15 protein-coding genes are annotated in these 17,950 nt (G+C 59.1%); 11 read left to right on the top strand and 4 right to left on the bottom strand.

Going from position 1 to position 17,950, the window contains the following annotated elements; translation table 11 throughout:
- Positions 1–61: 61 nt before the first annotated feature.
- The 3 genes from ACVWYU_RS04160 to ACVWYU_RS04150 all read right to left on the bottom strand — a co-directional run bounded on the left by ACVWYU_RS04160 (position 62) and on the right by ACVWYU_RS04150 (position 4,667).
- The gene (locus tag ACVWYU_RS04160) at positions 62–1,078 is read right to left on the bottom strand and encodes a GlxA family transcriptional regulator (RefSeq protein WP_090327303.1); all 1,017 of its coding nucleotides are present in this window, start codon (positions 1,076–1,078) and stop codon (positions 62–64) included.
- Between the two features lie 306 nt (positions 1,079–1,384).
- Positions 1,385–2,599: an aldose 1-epimerase family protein gene (locus ACVWYU_RS04155; RefSeq protein WP_457371991.1), complete on the bottom strand. Its 1,215-nt coding sequence runs from the start codon at positions 2,597–2,599 to the stop codon at positions 1,385–1,387.
- A 187-nt stretch (positions 2,600–2,786) separates the two neighbouring features.
- Positions 2,787–4,667 (bottom strand): sigma-54-dependent Fis family transcriptional regulator, encoded by a 1,881-nt coding sequence (locus tag ACVWYU_RS04150; RefSeq protein ID WP_090321661.1) that lies wholly within the window; start codon positions 4,665–4,667, stop codon positions 2,787–2,789.
- Between the two features lie 343 nt (positions 4,668–5,010).
- On the opposite strand from ACVWYU_RS04150, the gene ACVWYU_RS04145 reads away from it, so the two are divergent.
- The 11 genes from ACVWYU_RS04145 to ACVWYU_RS04095 all read left to right on the top strand — a co-directional run bounded on the left by ACVWYU_RS04145 (position 5,011) and on the right by ACVWYU_RS04095 (position 16,214).
- Complete coding sequence (locus ACVWYU_RS04145) at positions 5,011–6,111, top strand: ATP-NAD kinase family protein (protein ID WP_457371990.1); 1,101 nt, start codon at positions 5,011–5,013, stop codon at positions 6,109–6,111.
- Positions 6,089–7,066, top strand: a complete 978-nt coding sequence (locus tag ACVWYU_RS04140) for a thiamine pyrophosphate-dependent dehydrogenase E1 component subunit alpha (protein WP_457371989.1) — start codon at positions 6,089–6,091, stop codon at positions 7,064–7,066. Before ACVWYU_RS04145 ends, ACVWYU_RS04140 begins: the two co-directional genes overlap by 23 nt.
- A 32-nt stretch (positions 7,067–7,098) precedes the next feature.
- The gene (locus ACVWYU_RS04135) at positions 7,099–8,118 is read left to right on the top strand and encodes an alpha-ketoacid dehydrogenase subunit beta (protein WP_090321669.1); all 1,020 of its coding nucleotides are present in this window, start codon (positions 7,099–7,101) and stop codon (positions 8,116–8,118) included.
- Positions 8,115–9,227 (top strand): acetoin dehydrogenase dihydrolipoyllysine-residue acetyltransferase subunit, encoded by a 1,113-nt coding sequence (locus ACVWYU_RS04130; RefSeq protein WP_457371988.1) that lies wholly within the window; start codon positions 8,115–8,117, stop codon positions 9,225–9,227. Before ACVWYU_RS04135 ends, ACVWYU_RS04130 begins: the two co-directional genes overlap by 4 nt.
- Positions 9,228–9,317: 90 nt before the next feature.
- Complete coding sequence (locus ACVWYU_RS04125; RefSeq protein WP_245706734.1) at positions 9,318–10,382, top strand: 2,3-butanediol dehydrogenase; 1,065 nt, start codon at positions 9,318–9,320, stop codon at positions 10,380–10,382.
- A gap of 277 nt (positions 10,383–10,659) precedes the next feature.
- Positions 10,660–11,328 (top strand): dTMP kinase, encoded by a 669-nt coding sequence (locus ACVWYU_RS04120; RefSeq protein WP_457371987.1) that lies wholly within the window; start codon positions 10,660–10,662, stop codon positions 11,326–11,328.
- A gap of 176 nt (positions 11,329–11,504) precedes the next feature.
- Positions 11,505–12,236 (top strand): GntR family transcriptional regulator, encoded by a 732-nt coding sequence (locus tag ACVWYU_RS04115; RefSeq protein ID WP_090321679.1) that lies wholly within the window; start codon positions 11,505–11,507, stop codon positions 12,234–12,236.
- Between the two features lie 134 nt (positions 12,237–12,370).
- Positions 12,371–13,660, top strand: coding sequence for an MFS transporter (locus ACVWYU_RS04110; RefSeq protein WP_390956142.1), 1,290 nt, complete (start codon positions 12,371–12,373; stop codon positions 13,658–13,660).
- A gap of 28 nt (positions 13,661–13,688) precedes the next feature.
- Positions 13,689–14,534: an amidohydrolase family protein gene (locus ACVWYU_RS04105; RefSeq protein ID WP_457371986.1), complete on the top strand. Its 846-nt coding sequence runs from the start codon at positions 13,689–13,691 to the stop codon at positions 14,532–14,534.
- 154 nt (positions 14,535–14,688) lie between these two features.
- The gene (locus ACVWYU_RS04100) at positions 14,689–14,832 is read left to right on the top strand and encodes a hypothetical protein (protein WP_248914929.1); all 144 of its coding nucleotides are present in this window, start codon (positions 14,689–14,691) and stop codon (positions 14,830–14,832) included.
- On the top strand, positions 14,829–16,214 hold the full coding sequence (locus ACVWYU_RS04095; RefSeq protein WP_457371985.1) for a GntP family permease: 1,386 nt from the start codon (positions 14,829–14,831) through the stop codon (positions 16,212–16,214). The genes ACVWYU_RS04100 and ACVWYU_RS04095 overlap by 4 nt, the downstream gene beginning before the upstream one ends.
- Positions 16,215–16,541: 327 nt before the next feature.
- On the opposite strand, the gene ACVWYU_RS04090 is transcribed toward ACVWYU_RS04095, so the two are convergent.
- Complete coding sequence (locus ACVWYU_RS04090; RefSeq protein ID WP_457371984.1) at positions 16,542–17,882, bottom strand: OprD family outer membrane porin; 1,341 nt, start codon at positions 17,880–17,882, stop codon at positions 16,542–16,544.
- Between the last annotated feature and the right edge of the window lie 68 nt (positions 17,883–17,950).

Here is a 17,950-nt window from a genome sequence, read left to right as displayed (position 1 = left end):
CCCACCCACATCACTCTTTAGCGTCAGCGCGGCTTCGCGAGCAATTGCATCGTTTGCCGCACTAATGTGCGGCAGCGACTTGTTTACGCTCACCAATGGGCGATACACCGAAGAAACGGCTGTAGCACTTGGAGAAGTGCGCCGGGGAAACGAAGCCGCAGGCGAGGGCAATGTCACGAACCTGCGATTCGCTGCGAAGCAGTAATTGTCGCGCCCGTGAAAGACGCAGTTCCAGGTAGTACTGACTCGGTGTGCGTTGCAGATGCTTGTGGAACAGACGCTCCAGTTGGCGGACCGATACCTCGTTCAACCGCGCCAGTTCCTCCAGGCCTACCGGCTCCTCAAGGTTGGCCTCCATGATCGCCACCATCTGGCTGAGCTTGGGCTGCGAAGTGCCCAGCTTTTGCCGCAATGGAACACGCTGTTGCTCCTGAGCCCCTCGTACCCGATCGCACAACAGCAACTCGGCCGCATGGGCCGCGATTTCACGACCACCCGGTTCGCGGGCAATCAATTGCAGGGTCATGTCCATGGATGCCACGCCACCGGAACAGGTGTAGCGATCACGGTCGAGCTCGAACAACTGGTTGGAAATAATGATCCCCGGGAAACGCTCCTTCAGGGCTTCGATGTCTTCCCAGTGAATCGTGCAGCGATAGCCCTTGAGTAAATCGGCGCGAGCCAGCAAGTGGCTGCCGGTGCAAATCCCGCCCAGCGGCACCTGATCGTGCGCCAGTTTGCGCAACCAGTTGATGAGCGGTCGGCTGCTGTGATTGGAGACGATCGGGTTTGATCCGACCACGAACAGCATGTCGAGCCTGGGCGCATCGGCGATGGTGTAGTCAGGCAGGATGCGCATGCCGTTGCTGGCCGTCACCGGGTCCAGACTGGCGGCGATGATGACCGTGCGGAACATCGTCTGGCGCGCCGCCAGATTGGCCATGCGCAGGGTTTCCACGGCCGAGGCGAAGCCGATGGTGGTGAAGTTGGGGATGACCAGAAAGCCGACGGTTTTCACCGGCCGTTGTTCATTCGTCGAACGTCCTGCAGGGGGCCTGGCCGCCTGGAGTTTCGCCATCATTACCGCTCCTCAACTGCATCGGTGACGTGTCCTGCGACAAGCAGCGACAGGGCCACGTCATCTCGTTTTTGTTGTTGTCAGCCCTGTGTACGGGGTACTGGATATTACACCGGGTGGCCGCTCAATAGGCCATCACAGGATGAACAGGCAGCATTCGTGTGGAGCGTTCAACAATGTCGTTGCAAGCAGCCCATCAACCGCTCAAGGTCGCACACAGGGGTGGACCTTGAGCATGCCGAGTGGATCAGGCGCGAACATTTGGCCGAGGCGCGGCGATATCGGCCGACAATGATCTAGCCGGTGTCACCCCTTGGTCAGATCAACCAGCGGCGTCTGCCGCACCTCAGTCTCGCGCCCCCCCTGAATCTCGCTCACCTGCTTCAAGGCCTTATCCACGGCCGCCTTATCCGCCAACAAGCTGTAGCTGATGCGGAACTGCTTGTGTTCCTTCGGCCCAATGGTCGGCACCAGGTTCAGTGGTCGCTGATAACGGCGGTTGTAGGAAAAACTTGTCCCCGGCTCCAGCCCCGTGACATAGCCCTGGCCTTGGGTATCGGTATTTTTCCAAAGAGAAAACACGGGCAGTGTCTGCGTGTTGAAACCGACCGAAACACCCAGGCTGCCGGCCTTGTTATGCAACACGGTCAACGTATCGCCCTTGGCATCGGCATACGGCACCACGTTGTAAACCGTTTCGTCGTAGTCCTTGGTCGGTGCGCGGTAGGTTTGCCAGTCGGGCAGATCGCCCTTGGCCTTGTCGTTGAACGGTGACACCTGTTTCACCGGCGCGGCGAAACGAGCGCCTTGCTCCAGGAACGGGGTGCTGAAGTTACTGTGATACAGCGCCTGGTATTCCTTCGGATAGTCACCATTATTGGTCAGGGTGTCGTTGAGGGCGAACACTACGCTGCCGGGTTCGGTGACCAGTTCGGTCTCAACAGAGAAGTCGACCTTCTTGAACGCCTGCTCTTTCAATTCGCCGCGCAGGGTGATGGCGTACGGTGGTTTTTCATCGATGTGCAGGGTGACGGTGTTCGCAGGAATGTTGGCGGCCCGACCGTGCAGGGTCAGCAGTTCGCCGTTATCGACGCCGGGGTGGCCGACCCATTCGTATCCGCAGCGGGTGACCAGCTCATTGAATCCTTCCAGCCAGCCCAGACCACCACGGCCATTGAGTTCGATAAAGGCCGGATTGACCACTTCCTTGACCGGCGAATCCCAGCCCATGCGCACATTGCCGACCGAGGCGTGCAAGACGTTCATTCCACGAGTCGGCACGACCGAGAGTTTCATCGTGCCGTTATCGATGTCGACGATGCTGACGCCTTCCTGCCGACCGCCGTGCAAGGTGCGCAGGGCGACACTGAAGGGTTTGTCGGTTTTTACGCCGAGTTGCTGGCTGGTGATCTGCCAGTCCTGGGCGGCTTTGTCGGTGTCTAGAAGAACGTAATCCCAGGCCATGGCGTGGGAGGCAGCGGACAGTGCGCTGAGGGCAACAAAGAGTTTGAGCGGGGTCATGACAGCAGCCTTTCTTGGAGTTGTGCCATTTTTATAGACTTGATGAATCGTTTCAGCAAGCTGAAAAAGCGAAAAACCTCCCGCACATTCCAAGAAATATTCGGGACAAATCGGAAAATCGAGTCGATGGAATCGCGATCAGGCCGCTGAGGCGCCGGGTACTTTCACGCCACGTGTCGTGACAGGCTTACACCTGGCTTCTGCCAGGCATGTCGATCCCGTGCTGATGCACCCGCCGATACAGGGTTGCCCGGGAGATACCCAATGCCTTGGCAGCGGCAGTGGGTTTCCAGCGGTGGCGCACCAAGGCGTCGAGCAGGGCCTGACGTTCGGGGCTCGCACAGCCATCGATGGTTGGTCCATCAAGTCGGTGATCTTGCAACTGCTCGGGCAAATGGCTGACCTGAATCAGGTTTGAATCGCACACCGCGCAGGCATAACGCAACACGTGCCGTAACTGACGTACGTTACCTGGCCAGCGGTAGCCGAGCAGGCATTCCAGAGCCGCACCTCCCAGTTGCATCGGTTCCGCGCAAAGCGTCGATTCCTCATCGAGAATCCGGTTGATCAGCGCCAACCGGTCACTACGCTCGCGCAACGGCGGTAACTGGAAGCGCGCACCATTCAAACGAAAGTAGAGGTCTTCCCGAAACTCACCCGAGGCGACCAGTCCTTCCAGGTCGCGGTGGCTCGCGCAGACGACCTGAAGGTCGATCGCTCTACTGCGTGAAGCTCCCAGAGGCGCCACTTCACCCTCTGCAAGAACCCGCAGCAGCCGTGTTTGCAAGGGCAGGGGCATGTCGCCGATTTCATCGAGAAACAGAGTGCCGCCATCGGCCTGTTCCAGCAGGCCTTGCATGCCCTTGCTCGAGGCACCTGTGAAGGCACCGGCGACATAGCCAAATAATTCGCTTTCGATCAGGTTCTCGGGGATCGCCGCGCAGTTCACCGCAACGAACGGCCGCTCGCGGCGCTGGCTGGCTTGGTGCAACTGACGGGCGAAGACTTCCTTGCCGGAACCGGTCTCGCCCTGGATCAGCACCGGCAGGTTGCGGTCTTTAACCCGCACGGCAAGACGCAGGCTTTCTTCCAGTCGCGGGTCGAGTTCGGCGGGTGTCAGTGCCAGTCGTGAAGCGTTGCGCTTCACCCGCCGTGGCACGTTAAGACGACCGTGCACTTGCGTGTGGCCATCCTGGCTGTGCAACAGGCACAGCGACTCGTCTCTGATCCGATGCAGCAACTGCTGATCGAACACTTGGCCAATGTGTTCCGGCAGTTGACCAAAACTGTGCAACAGCCATTGCCGCGCAGCAGGGTTCAACGCCTGCAGGCAGCCGTCGTCGTCCCAGGCGAGCAAGTAATCGGGTTGGCTGTCGACGTAGCCTGGGCTGCTGTGGGCTCGCAGCACCCAGTAGCCCTGGGCGCTGCTCATGAAAAATGCCTGTTCGATTTCACGCGCGCTCTGCACCACCATCTGCCGGATCAGGTGTTGGGAGCGGCGGTCGTCGGGTGAGCGCACCGCCGACACATCGAGCACCCCGAGCAGTTCCCCCTTGGGGTCGAAGACCGGCGCGGCCGAGCAGGTGAGTCCGATGAAGGCGGCGCGAAAATGATCGCGTTTGTGGACGGTGACCGGCGTTCGCGCAGTCAGTACCGCCGCCACGCCACACGTACCTTCCTCACCCTCCGACCAGCAAGTGCCGAGGTAAAGACCGGCCTTGCGGCAGTCATTGCGGATGGAGGATTCGACGCGGTAATCGATGGTCTGGCCCTGAGCGTCGGTGAGCAGGACGCAGTAGTCGGCATCGCGGACCCGACCGTGGAGGCGGGCGACTTCTTCACTGGCGATGCGCAAGAACAACTCGGAGCGCTCGCGGCATTCCTGCAGCACGTTCTGCGAGAGGATCCGTGGTCCTTGTAGCGAGCCGGGATCCAGGTGGTGTTGCTCCATGGAGCGGCGCCAGGAGTCGAGAATCAGGTCCGACACAGGCAGCTGTGGCAGATGTCCGGCATTTTTCAAAACACGGCTGACGCAATCCACATGCGCCTTTGAGTGTGCGGAAAGCATTCAGGCCTCCGGTTCCATCTTCTTTTAGTTGTGCGGCTATTAAGCGCCGTTCATGGGTCACAGACAAGTGTCGAGGCAAGCGGGGCCGGCGGTGAGACGCGACGTCTCAGCGTCTCGCCGCCACCTCGTGCAGCCTGACATGACGCGTCTCATTCGGAATTGATTCGGGCCACCCATGGGTGACCATCGGAATGCTCTACGGCGGGCTTTTGCAGGCGTTTTTGCAGACCTGGCACCGGCCTTGCTCTAGCCCTGGCAACCAGCCCGACTGGCCACCCAATAATAAAAAGAGGTGCCCGATGTCCTGCCGAAACCCTTTCCTTGATCTGCCGATGGTGGCGTCATGAGTCGTGCGCCGCTGACCGTAGGCATCATTGCCAACCCGGCCTCCGGCCGCGACGTGCGGCGACTGACCGCCAACGCCGGGTTGTTTTCCAGCACCGACAAGGTCTCGGTGATCCAGCGCTTGCTGGCGGCCTTTGGCGCCACGGGTGTCGAACGGGTGCTGATGCCCACGGACATGACCGGGATTGCCGCCGCCGTGCTGAAAAACAGCCACGGCCGCCAGGCGCGCAGCAGTCACTGGCCGGTCCTTGAGTTTCTCGACCTGACCCTGCGCCAAAGCGTCGAGGACACCCGCCTCGCGGCACGCTGGATGGCTGAACGCGGTGTCGCGCTGATTGCAGTGCTGGGCGGTGACGGCACTCACAAGGCGGTGGCCGCTGAAGTGGGCGACATTCCGCTGCTGACGCTGTCCACCGGCACCAATAACGCCTTTCCGGAATTACGTGAAGCCACCAGCGCCGGGTTGGCCGGCGGGCTGTTTGTCAGTGGGCGGATCCCGCCCGAGATCGCCTTGCGCCGCAACAAACGCTTGCTGGTGCGCGAACCGAGTCGTGGCCTGTGCGAGATGGCCCTGGTGGACGTGGCGGTGTCCTCGCTGCCCTTTGTCGGCGCACGGGCCATCAGTCGCGGGGCCGATCTGGCCGAGGTCTTTGTGACCTTCGCCGAACCTCAGTCCATTGGCATCTCGGCCCTTTGCGGCTTGTGGTTTCCCGTGTCACGTCAGGCGCCTGGCGGAGCCTGGATGCGACTCGATGCACGATCGCCCGAAGCGCTGTTGGTGCCTCTGGCTCCAGGCCTGCTGCAAGGCTGCGGTGTGCTCGCGGCCGGAAGCCTTGAACCCGGGGTCGCCCATCGTCTGTGCCTGGCCAGCGGAACCCTCGCTCTGGATGGCGAGCGCGAGATCGAATTCAACGCCCATGACCGGCCCACGGTCACTCTCGATGCCGGCGGCCCGCTGAGCATTGATGTCAATGCGACCCTGGCCCATGCCGCGCAACTGCGACTACTGGCCATCGGCCGCGAGCACCCGCAACACCCTCTGAACCTTGAATCACAAGACACCCTGGAGAATAAAAATGTCGACACAGCTGACCGCTGATCAATTGCTGCGTGCCTATCAGGTGATGCGCACCATCCGCGTCTTTGAAGAGCGCCTGCACGTGGAATTTGCCACCGGTGAGATTCCCGGTTTTGTCCATCTGTATGCCGGCGAAGAGGCCTCGGCCGCCGGGGTCATGGCCCACTTGGGGGATGACGATTGCATTGCCTCCAACCACCGTGGTCACGGCCATTGCATCGCCAAAGGCGTCGATGTGTACGGGATGATGGCCGAGATCTACGGCAAGAAAACCGGGGTCTGCCAAGGCAAAGGCGGCTCCATGCACATCGCCGATTTCGAGAAGGGCATGCTCGGTGCCAATGGCATTGTGGGGGCCGGTGCGCCGCTGGTCGTGGGCGCGGCGCTGGCTGCGAAACTCAAGGGCACTGACAGTGTTGCGGTGGTGTTCTTTGGCGACGGTGGTTCCAACGAAGGGGCGGTGTTCGAAGCGATGAACATGGCCTCGGTGTGGAATCTGCCGTGCCTGTTCATTGCCGAGAACAACGGTTACGCCGAAGCCACGGCCTCCAACTGGTCGGTGGCCTGCGATCACATCGCCGACCGCGCAGCCGGTTTCGGCATGCCCGGCGTCACGGTGGACGGTTTCGACTTCTTCGCCGTTCACGAAGCCGCCGGTGCCGCCGTGGAACGGGCCAGGGCCGGGGAGGGGCCGTCGCTGATCGAGGTCAAACTGACTCGCTATTACGGTCACTTTGAGGGCGACGCCCAGACCTATCGGGCGCCGGACGAGGTCAAGCATTTCCGCGAGCACAACGATTGTTTGATGCAGTTCCGCGATCGCGTCATCCGCGCCGGGCGGGTGCAGGCCAGCCAGTTGGACCAGATCGACAGCGAGGTGGACCTGCTGATCGAGAACGCCGTGCGCAAGGCCAAGTCCGACCCCAAGCCAAGCGCGGCCGACCTGCTTTCCGACGTCTACGTTTCCTATCCCTGAACGCCCCCATAACAAGAATCGAGACCTTCATCATGGCGAGAAAAATCAGTTATCAGCAGGCAATCAACGAAGCGCTGGCCCAGGAAATGCGCCGCGATCCCAGCGTGTTCATCATGGGGGAGGACGTCGCCGGCGGTGCCGGTGCCCCCGGTGAAAACGACGCCTGGGGCGGGGTGCTGGGCGTGACCAAGGGCCTCTATCACCAATTCCCGGGACGAGTGCTGGACACGCCATTGTCGGAGTTGGGCTATGTCGGTGCTGCCGTGGGCGCCGCGACCTGCGGCGTGCGCCCGGTGTGCGAGTTGATGTTCGTCGACTTCGCCGGTTGCTGCCTGGACCAGATCCTCAATCAGGCGGCCAAGTTTCGCTACATGTTCGGCGGCAAGGCGTCCACGCCACTGGTGATCCGCACGATGGTCGGTGCCGGGTTGCGGGCCGCCGCCCAGCACTCGCAGATGCTGACCTCATTGTGGACTCACATTCCAGGGCTGAAAGTGGTCTGCCCGTCGTCACCTTATGACGCCAAAGGGTTGCTTATCCAGGCGATCCGCGACAACGACCCGGTGATCTTCTGTGAACACAAATTGCTCTACAGCATGCAGGGTGAAGTACCGCAAGAGCTCTATACCATCCCCTTCGGCGAAGCCAACTTCCTGCGTGATGGCAAGGATGTGACGCTGGTCTCCTATGGCCGCACGGTCAACACCGCGATGGACGCCGCCCGCAATCTGGCCGCGCGCGGCATCGATTGCGAGGTGATCGACTTGCGCACCACCAGCCCGCTGGACGAAGACAGCATTTTGGAAAGTGTGGAGAAGACCGGACGCCTGGTGGTCATCGACGAAGCCAACCCGCGTTGCTCCATGGCCACTGATATTTCGGCTTTGGTGGCGCAAAAAGCATTCGCCTCGCTCAAGGCGCCGATCGAGATGGTGACTGCACCGCATACGCCGGTACCGTTCTCTGACGCCCTGGAAGACCTCTACATTCCCGACGCGGCGAAGATCGAGAACGCCGTGCTCAAACTGATCGAGTGGAGCAAGCGTTCATGAGCCAGATCCATACCCTGACCATGCCCAAGTGGGGCCTGTCCATGACGGAGGGCCGGGTCGATGTCTGGCTCAAGGAAGAAGGCGAGGCCATCGCCAAGGGCGACGAAGTGCTGGACGTCGAAACCGACAAAATCTCCAGCAGTGTTGAGGCGCCTTTTTCGGGGGTGCTTCGTCGGCAGATCGCCCGCCAGGACGAAACCCTCGCGGTGGGTGCGTTACTCGGCATCGTGGTCGATGGCGAGGCGAGCGAGGTCGAGATCGATGCGGTTATCGAGCAGTTTCAGGCCACGTTCGTGCCCGGGGGCAACGCTGAGGAAGACCAGGGGCCGACGCCGCAGAAGGTCGAGCTGGACGGGCGGTTGATCCGTTACTTCGAGCGCGGCGAAGGCGGGGTGCCATTGGTACTGGTGCACGGCTTTGGCGGTGACCTGAACAACTGGATGTTCAATCATGAAGCATTGGCTGCCGGGCGTCGGGTGGTTGCTCTGGACCTGCCAGGCCATGGCGAGTCGACCAAACAACTGGAGCGCGGAGACCTGGATGAGCTGAGCAGCTCAGTGCTGGCGCTGCTGGATCACCTGGACATTCCGGCAGCGCATCTGGTGGGTCATTCCATGGGCGGAGCGGTGTCGCTGAACGTTGCGCGCCTGGAACCGCAGCGGGTACGGAGCTTGACCTTGATCGGCAGCGCAGGTCTGGGGGAGGGCATCAACGGCGATTACCTGGAAGGTTTTGTCGAGGCGGCCAACCGCAATGCCCTCAAGACACAGTTGGTGAAACTGTTCTCCAATCCCGATCTGGTCAACCGGCAGATGCTCGAAGACATGCTCAAGTACAAGCGCCTGGAAGGCGTGGGCGCGGCCCTGCGCCTGCTGGTCTCAGGCTTGTTCAAGGAAGGATCTCAGCAGCTCGATCTGCGGGGCGTGGTGCAGGACGGCGAGCAGCCGGTATTGCTGATCTGGGGCAGTGACGACGCGATTATTCCAGCGAACCATAGCGCCGGGCTGAAGGCCCAGGTCGAGGTCCTGCCAGGTCAGGCGCACATGGTGCAGATGGAAGCCGCCGAGCAAGTCAACCAATTGATTCTGAAGTTTGTGCAACAGCACTGACGCCCCTCCTGGCGGCCTCTCGCGGGCTGCCAGGAGTCACTATTTCAAGGAGATGTCGCTATGAGCCTTCCGAGCAATCCTCAACGCAGTATGCGTGCCGCTGTCTGGCATGGCCGCCACGATATTCGTGTCGAAGACGTTCCGCTGCCAATGGCGCCACCGGCCGGTTGGGTGCAGATCCGTGTGCAATGGTGCGGAATTTGTGGTTCCGATCTGCATGAGTACGTGGCCGGGCCGGTGTTCATACCGGTTGATGCGCCGCACCCACTGACCGGAATCAAGGGCCAGTGCATTCTCGGTCACGAGTTCTGTGGCGAAATCGTCGAGCTCGGTGCCGGTGTCGAGGGTTTCAGCGTCGGCGAACCGGTGGCGGCCGATGCCTGCCAACACTGCGGTACCTGCTACTACTGCACCCACGGGCTGTACAACATCTGCGAGAACCTGGCCTTCACCGGACTGATGAATAATGGTGCCTTCGCCGAACGGGTCAACGTGCCGGCGAATCTGTTGTACAAGTTGCCGGCGAACTTTCCTGCAGAAGCCGGGGCCTTGATCGAGCCTCTGGCGGTGGGCATGCACGCGGTGAAAAAAGCCGGGAGCCTGCTCGGGCAGAACGTTGTCGTCGTGGGTGCGGGCACCATTGGCTTATGCACCATCATGTGCGCCAAGGCTGCCGGCGCGGCTCAGGTGATCGCTCTGGAAATGTCTGGGGCGCGCAAGGCCAAGGCCCTGGAAGTGGGGGCGACCCATGTGCTTGATCCCAAGGAGTGCGATGCCTTGGCTGAAGTGCGGCGCCTGACGGGTGGGCTCGGGGCGGATGTCAGCTTCGAATGCATCGGCAACAAACACACGGCCAAGCTCGCGATCGATCTGATCCGCAAAGCCGGCAAGTGCGTACTGGTGGGGATCTTCGAGGAGCCCAGCGAGTTCAACTTTTTCGAGCTGGTGGCGACCGAAAAACAGGTGCTGGGTGCGCTGGCCTACAACGGTGAGTTCGCGGATGTGATCGCTTTTATCGCGGATGGCCGCCTGGATATCACGCCGCTGGTGACGGGGCGCATTCAGTTGGAGCAGATCGTGGGGCAGGGCTTCGAGGAGCTGGTGAACAACAAGGAGCACAACGTCAAAATCATCGTGTCACCCGGTCGAGTCTGAAACGGCTCAATCGGGCGATGAACCAGGCTGGTCGCTGGCGGACGAGGGCTAGGACGCTGAGTGCCTGCGACGCCATTGCGACCGGCGCAACATCATCGAACGCAGGTTAGGCTGGTTGGAAGAGAACCTGGTTCTGAGAACTATTAGCCAGAATCCGGGTTAGAGTGCTCATCGAATGTCAGTTCATAAGGTCCCTCCACTTGATTCGCAACGTCGCGCCAAGCGGTTACAGCGAACGAACCGGGCAAAAAAACGTATACCAATCGTTATTTGAAGAATGAATCCTCCGCTGTTTGTTTCACTCGATGGGCCCAAGGGAACCGGCAAAACCACGCTGTTGGAGGCCGTTACGAAAGTGCTGCGCGCCGACAACAAAATGGTGATCCGACTTTGCGAGAAAAAAAGCGATCCCTATAGGGGTGAAACAATGGCCCTCGTTAACAAGCTCGTCAGAAATCCCGCTCGGGATCTGGAGTGGGCGGTTTGTGAGCGCCTTGCTGATAGCCGCAACTGGATTTCCCGGCATGTGCTGACTAAACAGCCACCAGGCAGCATCATCCTGATCGATCGCTGGTACCCGTCAGATGCGGCGTTTCGCCGGATAATTCCGTTTGCAGAGATCCTGCAGTTAAACATTGATCGAAACGTGCGAGTGCCAGACCTGCATGTCGGGGTTGTCACCGACCCTGATATTTCATGGGCCAGGGCTGCGGCACGACAGCGTGGGTTGAGCAGTACGGTCATCCATAAGCTGGAAGAACAGGTCGCTTGTACCAACGCGTTCGAACGAGCGATTGCGGATCACGGCTGGGTTCTATGCCGTAATGAAGGAACGATCGAAGACGCAACGATGCAGGTGATTTCTGAGATCTATAAAGTCCTTGGGTGCCCGGAAGATGAAATCCGCTGCGCCGGTCTTGATGCGGTTGAGCTAGCCAAGGTTTAGATCGTTAGCAGGATCGAACGTCTGCATCCATGACCAAGACTTAATTCGACTTGCCTCGGTGTCACCCCGCCATTCGTCTGCAAGGTGCCTTGCCGCTCCTTGACAGGCAAGTGATCTGGGGAAATACTCGCACCAATATTCATATATATGACTAGATAACAAGGTGAATAAAGTCGATGAATGCTCTCTCCAGTGATGTCCGCCTGCCGCTTTACCAACGCTTGCGTGATCAATTGGCTGAACAGATCGCCAATAATCGCTGGCGTCCAGGGGAAGCCATTCCCACCGAAGCCGCGCTTTCGGCCGAATACCAATTGTCCACGGGGACCGTGCGCAAAGCGGTCGATGCCTTGGTCAGTGAGGGCATTCTGGAGCGGCAACAGGGTCGAGGTACCTTCATTCGGCGACCGCAATTCCAGTCTTCGCTATTCCGATTCTTCCGTTTTCAAACCGCTGCCGGCGAACGCCAGGTACCGGAAAGTCGCATCCTGTCCATTGAACCGGTGCCTGCGCCCTCGGCGGTGGCACAGGCCTTGGGGCTGCCTCCCGAAGCGCCAGTCATTCGCATCGTCCGCGTGCGACTGCTTGATGTTAAGCCGGTGCTCGCCGAGGAAATATGGCTGCCACGCGACCGCTTCCAACCACTGTTGGAGATCGACCTGAGTCTGAAAGGGCCGCTGCTGTATCCGATCTATGAAGAGGTCTGCGGTCAGGTTGTCGCATCGGCCGAAGAAACGCTGACCGCCGAATCGGTGAATGACGTGCACGCGCGATTGCTGCAGGTCCCGGTCAACAGCCCGGTGGTGGTGATTGAGCGCCTGGCCCGGGATTACGCCGGCACGCCGCTGGAGTGGCGCCGTTCTCGCGGGCATGCCGAGCACTTCCGTTACAGCGTGGAGATTCGTTAACCCGTGCCTGGGTAGCGGATCGTAAAGCGGCGAGACGCTCGCCGCTGGCTTCATTGTTTTGTGTTCATGACTGGCCCCGTAGCGGCGCGGTTCGCTCTCGGCTGCCTCACGTTCCACCTATAAGGATAAGAATCATGTTCAGCTGGTATCGCCAAGTCACTCCTCGGGAGCGCAAAACGTTTTGGGCCTGCTTCGGCGGATGGTCGCTCGACGCGCTGGAAGTACAAATGTTCGGCCTGGCGATTCCGGCGTTGATCGCCGCGTTTGCCTTGACCAAGGGTGATGCAGGGCTGATCAGCGGGGTCACGCTGGTCACTTCGGCCATCGGCGGCTGGGTAGGGGGGACATTGTCCGACCGCTATGGCCGGGTACGCACACTGCAATGGATGATTGTGTGGTTCTCGGTCTTCACCTTTCTGTCCGCGTTCGTCACGGGCTTTCATCAGCTGTTGATCGTCAAGGCACTGCAAGGCTTCGGCATCGGTGGCGAGTGGGCGGCCGGCGCGGTGCTGATGGCTGAAACCATCAACCCTCAATATCGCGGCAAAGTGATGGGCACCGTGCAGAGTGCGTGGGCCGTGGGTTGGGGGCTGGCCGTCGGCGTGTTTGCGCTGATTTATTCTTTCGTCCCGCAAGACATGGCCTGGCGTGTGATGTTTATCGTGGGCCTGCTGCCGTCGTTCCTGATCATCTGGGTACGGCGTAATGTCGAGGAACCTGACAGTTTCCAGCGCCTGCAAAAGCAAAACGCGATTCCGCAAAGCTTCTTCAAATCCCTGGCCGGTATTTTCCGCCCTGAACTGATCCGCGTGACGTTGTTCGGTGGTCTGTTGGGCCTTGGGGCGCACGGTGGTTACCACGCGGTGATGACCTGGCTGCCGACGTTTCTCAAGACCGAACGCAACCTGTCGGTACTCAACTCTGGTGGCTACCTGGCGGTGATCATCCTGGCCTTTTGGTGTGGATGCGTGGTCAGCGGGTTTCTGATCGACCGTATTGGCCGTCGTAAAAACATCGTGCTGTTCGCGCTGTGCTGTGTCGTCACTGTGCAGTGTTATGTGTTCATGCCCCTGACCAATACCCAGATGCTGTTCCTTGGTTTTCCGCTCGGCTTTTTCGCGGCCGGTATTCCCGCGAGCCTTGGCGCACTGTTCAACGAGCTGTACCCGGCGGATGTACGCGGTGCCGGTGTGGGCTTCTGCTACAACTTTGGCCGGGTGCTATCTGCAGTCTTCCCTTTCCTGGTCGGTCACATGAGCGACTCCATGTCCCTGGGGTCTGCGATTGGCATCGACGCCGGGATTGCCTATGGCGTGGCAGTGGTCGCGGCACTTTGCCTGCCGGAAACCCGTGGACGCAGCCTCGAAGCTTCGAGTGCATCGGTGCCAGCAACGGTCAATGGCAACGAGAGTGCCCGGGCCTGATGCCCTTTACCTTCTATAGATGAACGCTATGACTGACACCAGTTCTACGCCGATCACCGGCATCGACTCCCATGCTCATGTGTTTAGCCGTGATCTGAATCTGGTCGGTGCACGGCGCTATACCCCTGATTACGACGCCACGCTTGAGCAGTATCTGACGCACTTGCACGCTCATGGCCTGAGTCATGGCGTATTGGTGCAACCGAGCTTTCTCGGCACCGACAATAGCTACCTGCTGGCGGCGTTGAGGCAGGCGCCGGAGCAGTTGCGAGGCGTGGTTGTGCTGGAACCAGGCGTCAGTCGCGCCACGTTGAATGATATGGATCACCTGGGCGTGGTCGGCGTTCGCTTGAACCTGATGGGTAAGGCGTTACCTGATTTTCGTAATAGTGCCTGGAGAGAGTTTTTCAGCCGCATTGCTGATCTTGACTGGCATGTCGAGTTGCATCGGGAGGTAATAGACCTGCCGGGACTGATCCATCAATTGATGCCGTTCGGTTTGAAGTTGGTGGTTGATCACTTTGGTCGGCCGGATGCCAATTCGGGCGTCGATCAGCCCGGGTTTTGCGAGTTACTGGAGTTGGGATCGAAAGGTTCGATCTGGATGAAGGTATCGGGAATCTATCGTTTGGGAGGTACGCCGCAACAGAACATCAATTTCGCTCGAAAGGCATTACCGCTGTTGGAACAAAGTTTCGGCCTCGGCCAGTTGGTGTGGGGCAGCGACTGGCCGCATACGCAGCATGAGCAAAGTGTCGGTTTCGGCACCGTAGTCGATCAGTTGCAAGCCCTGGAGTGTTCGACGCAGGTTAGCTATTCGTTGCTGGTGCAAGCCCCTCGAAGGTTATTCGGTTTTGCAAAAGGCGAAAGCTGAAACTTGCGCCTGCATTTGCAGATGACCATTCAACTCACCCATTTAAACGAATACATACAGAACGTTCGAAGTGCGACGTTGCAGTAAAACCTATCGTGCCGCATCGAGAAATTCTGTGTAACAGCAGCATATTCCAATGACAAGAGTAGATTCCATGAACACGTCATCCAATGCCGAAGTTGAAAGCACCCAAACGCTGTTTGGTTTATCGCGTGCGCCGACAGGCGTTACGGTTTCAAACTTCTCTTTCAAAACTGAGTGCAGTTTGAACGCCAGCCCAACCGAGATCCTTTCATGACTCCCTTAGATATAGACCTCTTGTTGACCGCACTGGTGAGCGTCCTGGTGCTGGTGGCGCTCATCGTGTCGCGTCTCAAAATGCACCCGCTCCTGGCCTTGCTAGTCGTTTCCGTTGGCGTTGGCTTTGCAACCAGTATGGAGCCAGACACCATCGTCTCCCACTTGATCACCGGCGCCGGAAAGACACTGGGGGCAGTAGGGATCGTCATCGCGCTTGGAGCGATGCTAGGCAAAATTCTTGCTGACGCAGGCGTCACAGAGCAGATCGCCGAGGTCATCCTCAAGCGAACATCGGATCGGATGATTCCTTGGGCCATGATGATGGTTGCATTTGTAATTGGGATTCCCATGTTTTTCGAGGTGGGCCTGGTGATCATGCTGCCGCTGATATTCAGCGTGGCTCGCAAGCTGGAAAGCCAGGCTCGCTTCAAAGGTTCAGCGTATGTGTATGTGGGGGTTCCGGTGATTGCGGCACTTGCAGCCATGCACGGGATGGTACCGCCGCACCCTGGCCCCTTGACGGCTATCGCCGCGCTCAAAACCTCGGTTGGGCCCACCATGCTCTATGGCTTCCTTGCGGCTATTCCAGCAATGATTTTAGGCGGCCCGCTTTATGGCGCGTTCATTTCTCCGCGCATGAGCACTCGGCCCGATCAGGTTTTGCTGGATCAGTTCACCCTGGCTGAAAAAGCCGACGATCAACCAGGCACCAGCGTATGGCTTGGCGTGCTGGCAGCCTTGCTACCGGCGATCCTGATGCTGATTCATGCCGTCGCTGAGATGGTATTACCCAAGGGCAATGGGATCCTGAAAATGGCTGGTTTCTTGGGCAATCCCCTGATAGCCATGCTCCTGGGCGTGCTGTTCGCCGGGGCAAGTCTGGTACTCGCGCGGGGCGGCGATGCGGGGCAATTGCGCGAATCCCTGGGCAAGAGCCTCAAGCCAATCGCCTCAATCATCATGATCATCGCCGGCGGTGGTGCCTTTCAGGAGCTGCTGACCAGCGCCAAGGTGGGCGATGCCATTGTGCACCTGATCCAGCAGTCTGCGTTCCCTCCGCTGATCTTGGGTTGGTTGATCGCGATGCTGCTCTCGGTATCTACCGGTTCTGCCACTGTAGGTATCGTTGGTGCTGCTGGCTTGCTGGCGCCGCTTGCAGGTGCAGATCCCGGCCTCAACCTGCCTCTGCTTGCCTTGTCCATAGGTTGTGGCTCGCTGTTCTTCAACTATGCGAACCATGCGGGCTTCTGGATGGTGAAGGAATCCTTCGGCATGACTATGGGCGAAGCCACCAAGACCATTTCGGTGGTTCAATCCATCGTAGCCGTGGTCGGTTTGATTGTGGTGTTGATGTTGAATGCGGCTGTCACGGTGAATTGAGTCAGGATCCGTTCGCAGGTAGTCACCCTGCCGCAGTCAGTTAGCCGAGTGTGGGAAATTCTATGGTTGAGGAAATGCCCTCAACCCGCTTTTGATTGGTATTCGCTCTGTCCTTTTAGCAGGGCGAACACGCCCAATCGCGCAGCTACCTCTGAAACAGGAAGCTGTTTTTCGGTCACACACGCCGCTGAGCAAAAGTTGCATTTAAGGAGAGCGCCTCATGGGAGGGAACGCCCTATGAGTCCTACCCTGAAGGATGCGCCGCAAGGCATGTTGCACACCTTGCGGCGATTTCGCCCTTTAATCGGCAACATGCCGCGTGTTGGCCTAGAAGATCTTGATCGGTACGTTGACGATCAACCTGAACTCTTCAAGATTGCCTTCAAGTTGATATTCACTGGCGCGGTGCCAGGAGTAATTAGCGATCAGGCTAATGTTCTTGAAGGTGCCCGATTGCACGGTGTAGCTGGCATAAGTGCCCACTTCGTAGTGGCTTTCACCCTGCTGTTTGAGTACCGAGGTGTAGATGCCGTTCGGGCCACCGTTGTAGTGACTGCCGTCGATGCCCATGCCCTTGATGTACCAGAGCGAAGTCGTCAGTCCAGGTAGGCCATAAGCGACGAAATCAGTGCTGTAGTTCACCCCGATCGAGCGCTCATTGGGGCCGTTGTAAAAGGACAGCATGGTATTGGGCAGGCTGATGGCGTTGGATTCGGCCGGGTAATCGAAATATTCGTCACCCTTGATTTGCTGCAAGCCGAACTTCAGCGTGTGGTTGCGCCAACGGGGCGTAATCGTCAGGCCGTAGGCCTGCTGATTGATGTTGCCGGCGATTTCACGACCACTCGACTGGGTGTTATAGGCATCCAGTTGCACATCGACATTAACCGGTCCCCAAGCGGACTTTTTGCCCAGGCCCAGGTACTCACGATCCCAGATATCATCGAATCGAGAGACATAGGCGCTGCTGCGCCAGCCACCGGCCGACAGGTAGTCGGCCCCGGCGTAAGCGTTGAAGTCACTGGTGACCAGGCGTGAACCGTAAGTGGGGCTCAAGTCCTCGCTTCCGGCCCCGGTACGCGGCGAGCCCCTGTCGAAATAGCCAGACTTGATCGTCAATCCTTCGATGTCATGACTTTCCAGGGAGATCCCATTGAATGTTGAAGGCAAGGTGCGGGTGTCGGTGTAGGACATCATCGGTGTCCTGACTTGCTGCCGGCCCACCTTGAGCAGCGTCTCGGCAACCTTGAACTTCAGCGCTGCAATACCGAGTTTGCTCCAGTCATCGACCACATCGCCGTCCTTGTCCACCAGCATTCGATTACTGCCACCTGCCGCCGCTGTCCGGCTGCGCTCCAGCGCCACTGCCGAGAAGGTCGAAAGATCCAGCCCGAACTTTACCGGTCCGTCGGTGAAACCTGAGACGAAGTCGAGTCTGAAGCCTTGCAGCCAAGCGGTACGATCACGCAACTTGCGTACCCCGTCCGGTGTTTGCAGTTTGAAGTAAGTGGCTTTGTGGCCCACCTCATGTGAGTACCAATGACGGGTATTAAGGGTCAGTGAACTGTCTTCCAGAAAACCTTGTTCCTGGGCATTGACCTGGGAAGTAGAAATTGCGGCCGCCAGCGAGCCGGCGGTGAATAGCGCCAAATTACCGTTGCGATACATAGACTTTGCCTGTTGTTGTTTTTAGGGCAGATATGAAAAAAGTCGCCGAGTCATCGTTATGTATGGTT

It is taken from the genome of Pseudomonas sp. TE12234 (assembly GCF_054061835.1).
This window is presented reverse-complemented; position numbering and strand designations above follow the sequence as displayed.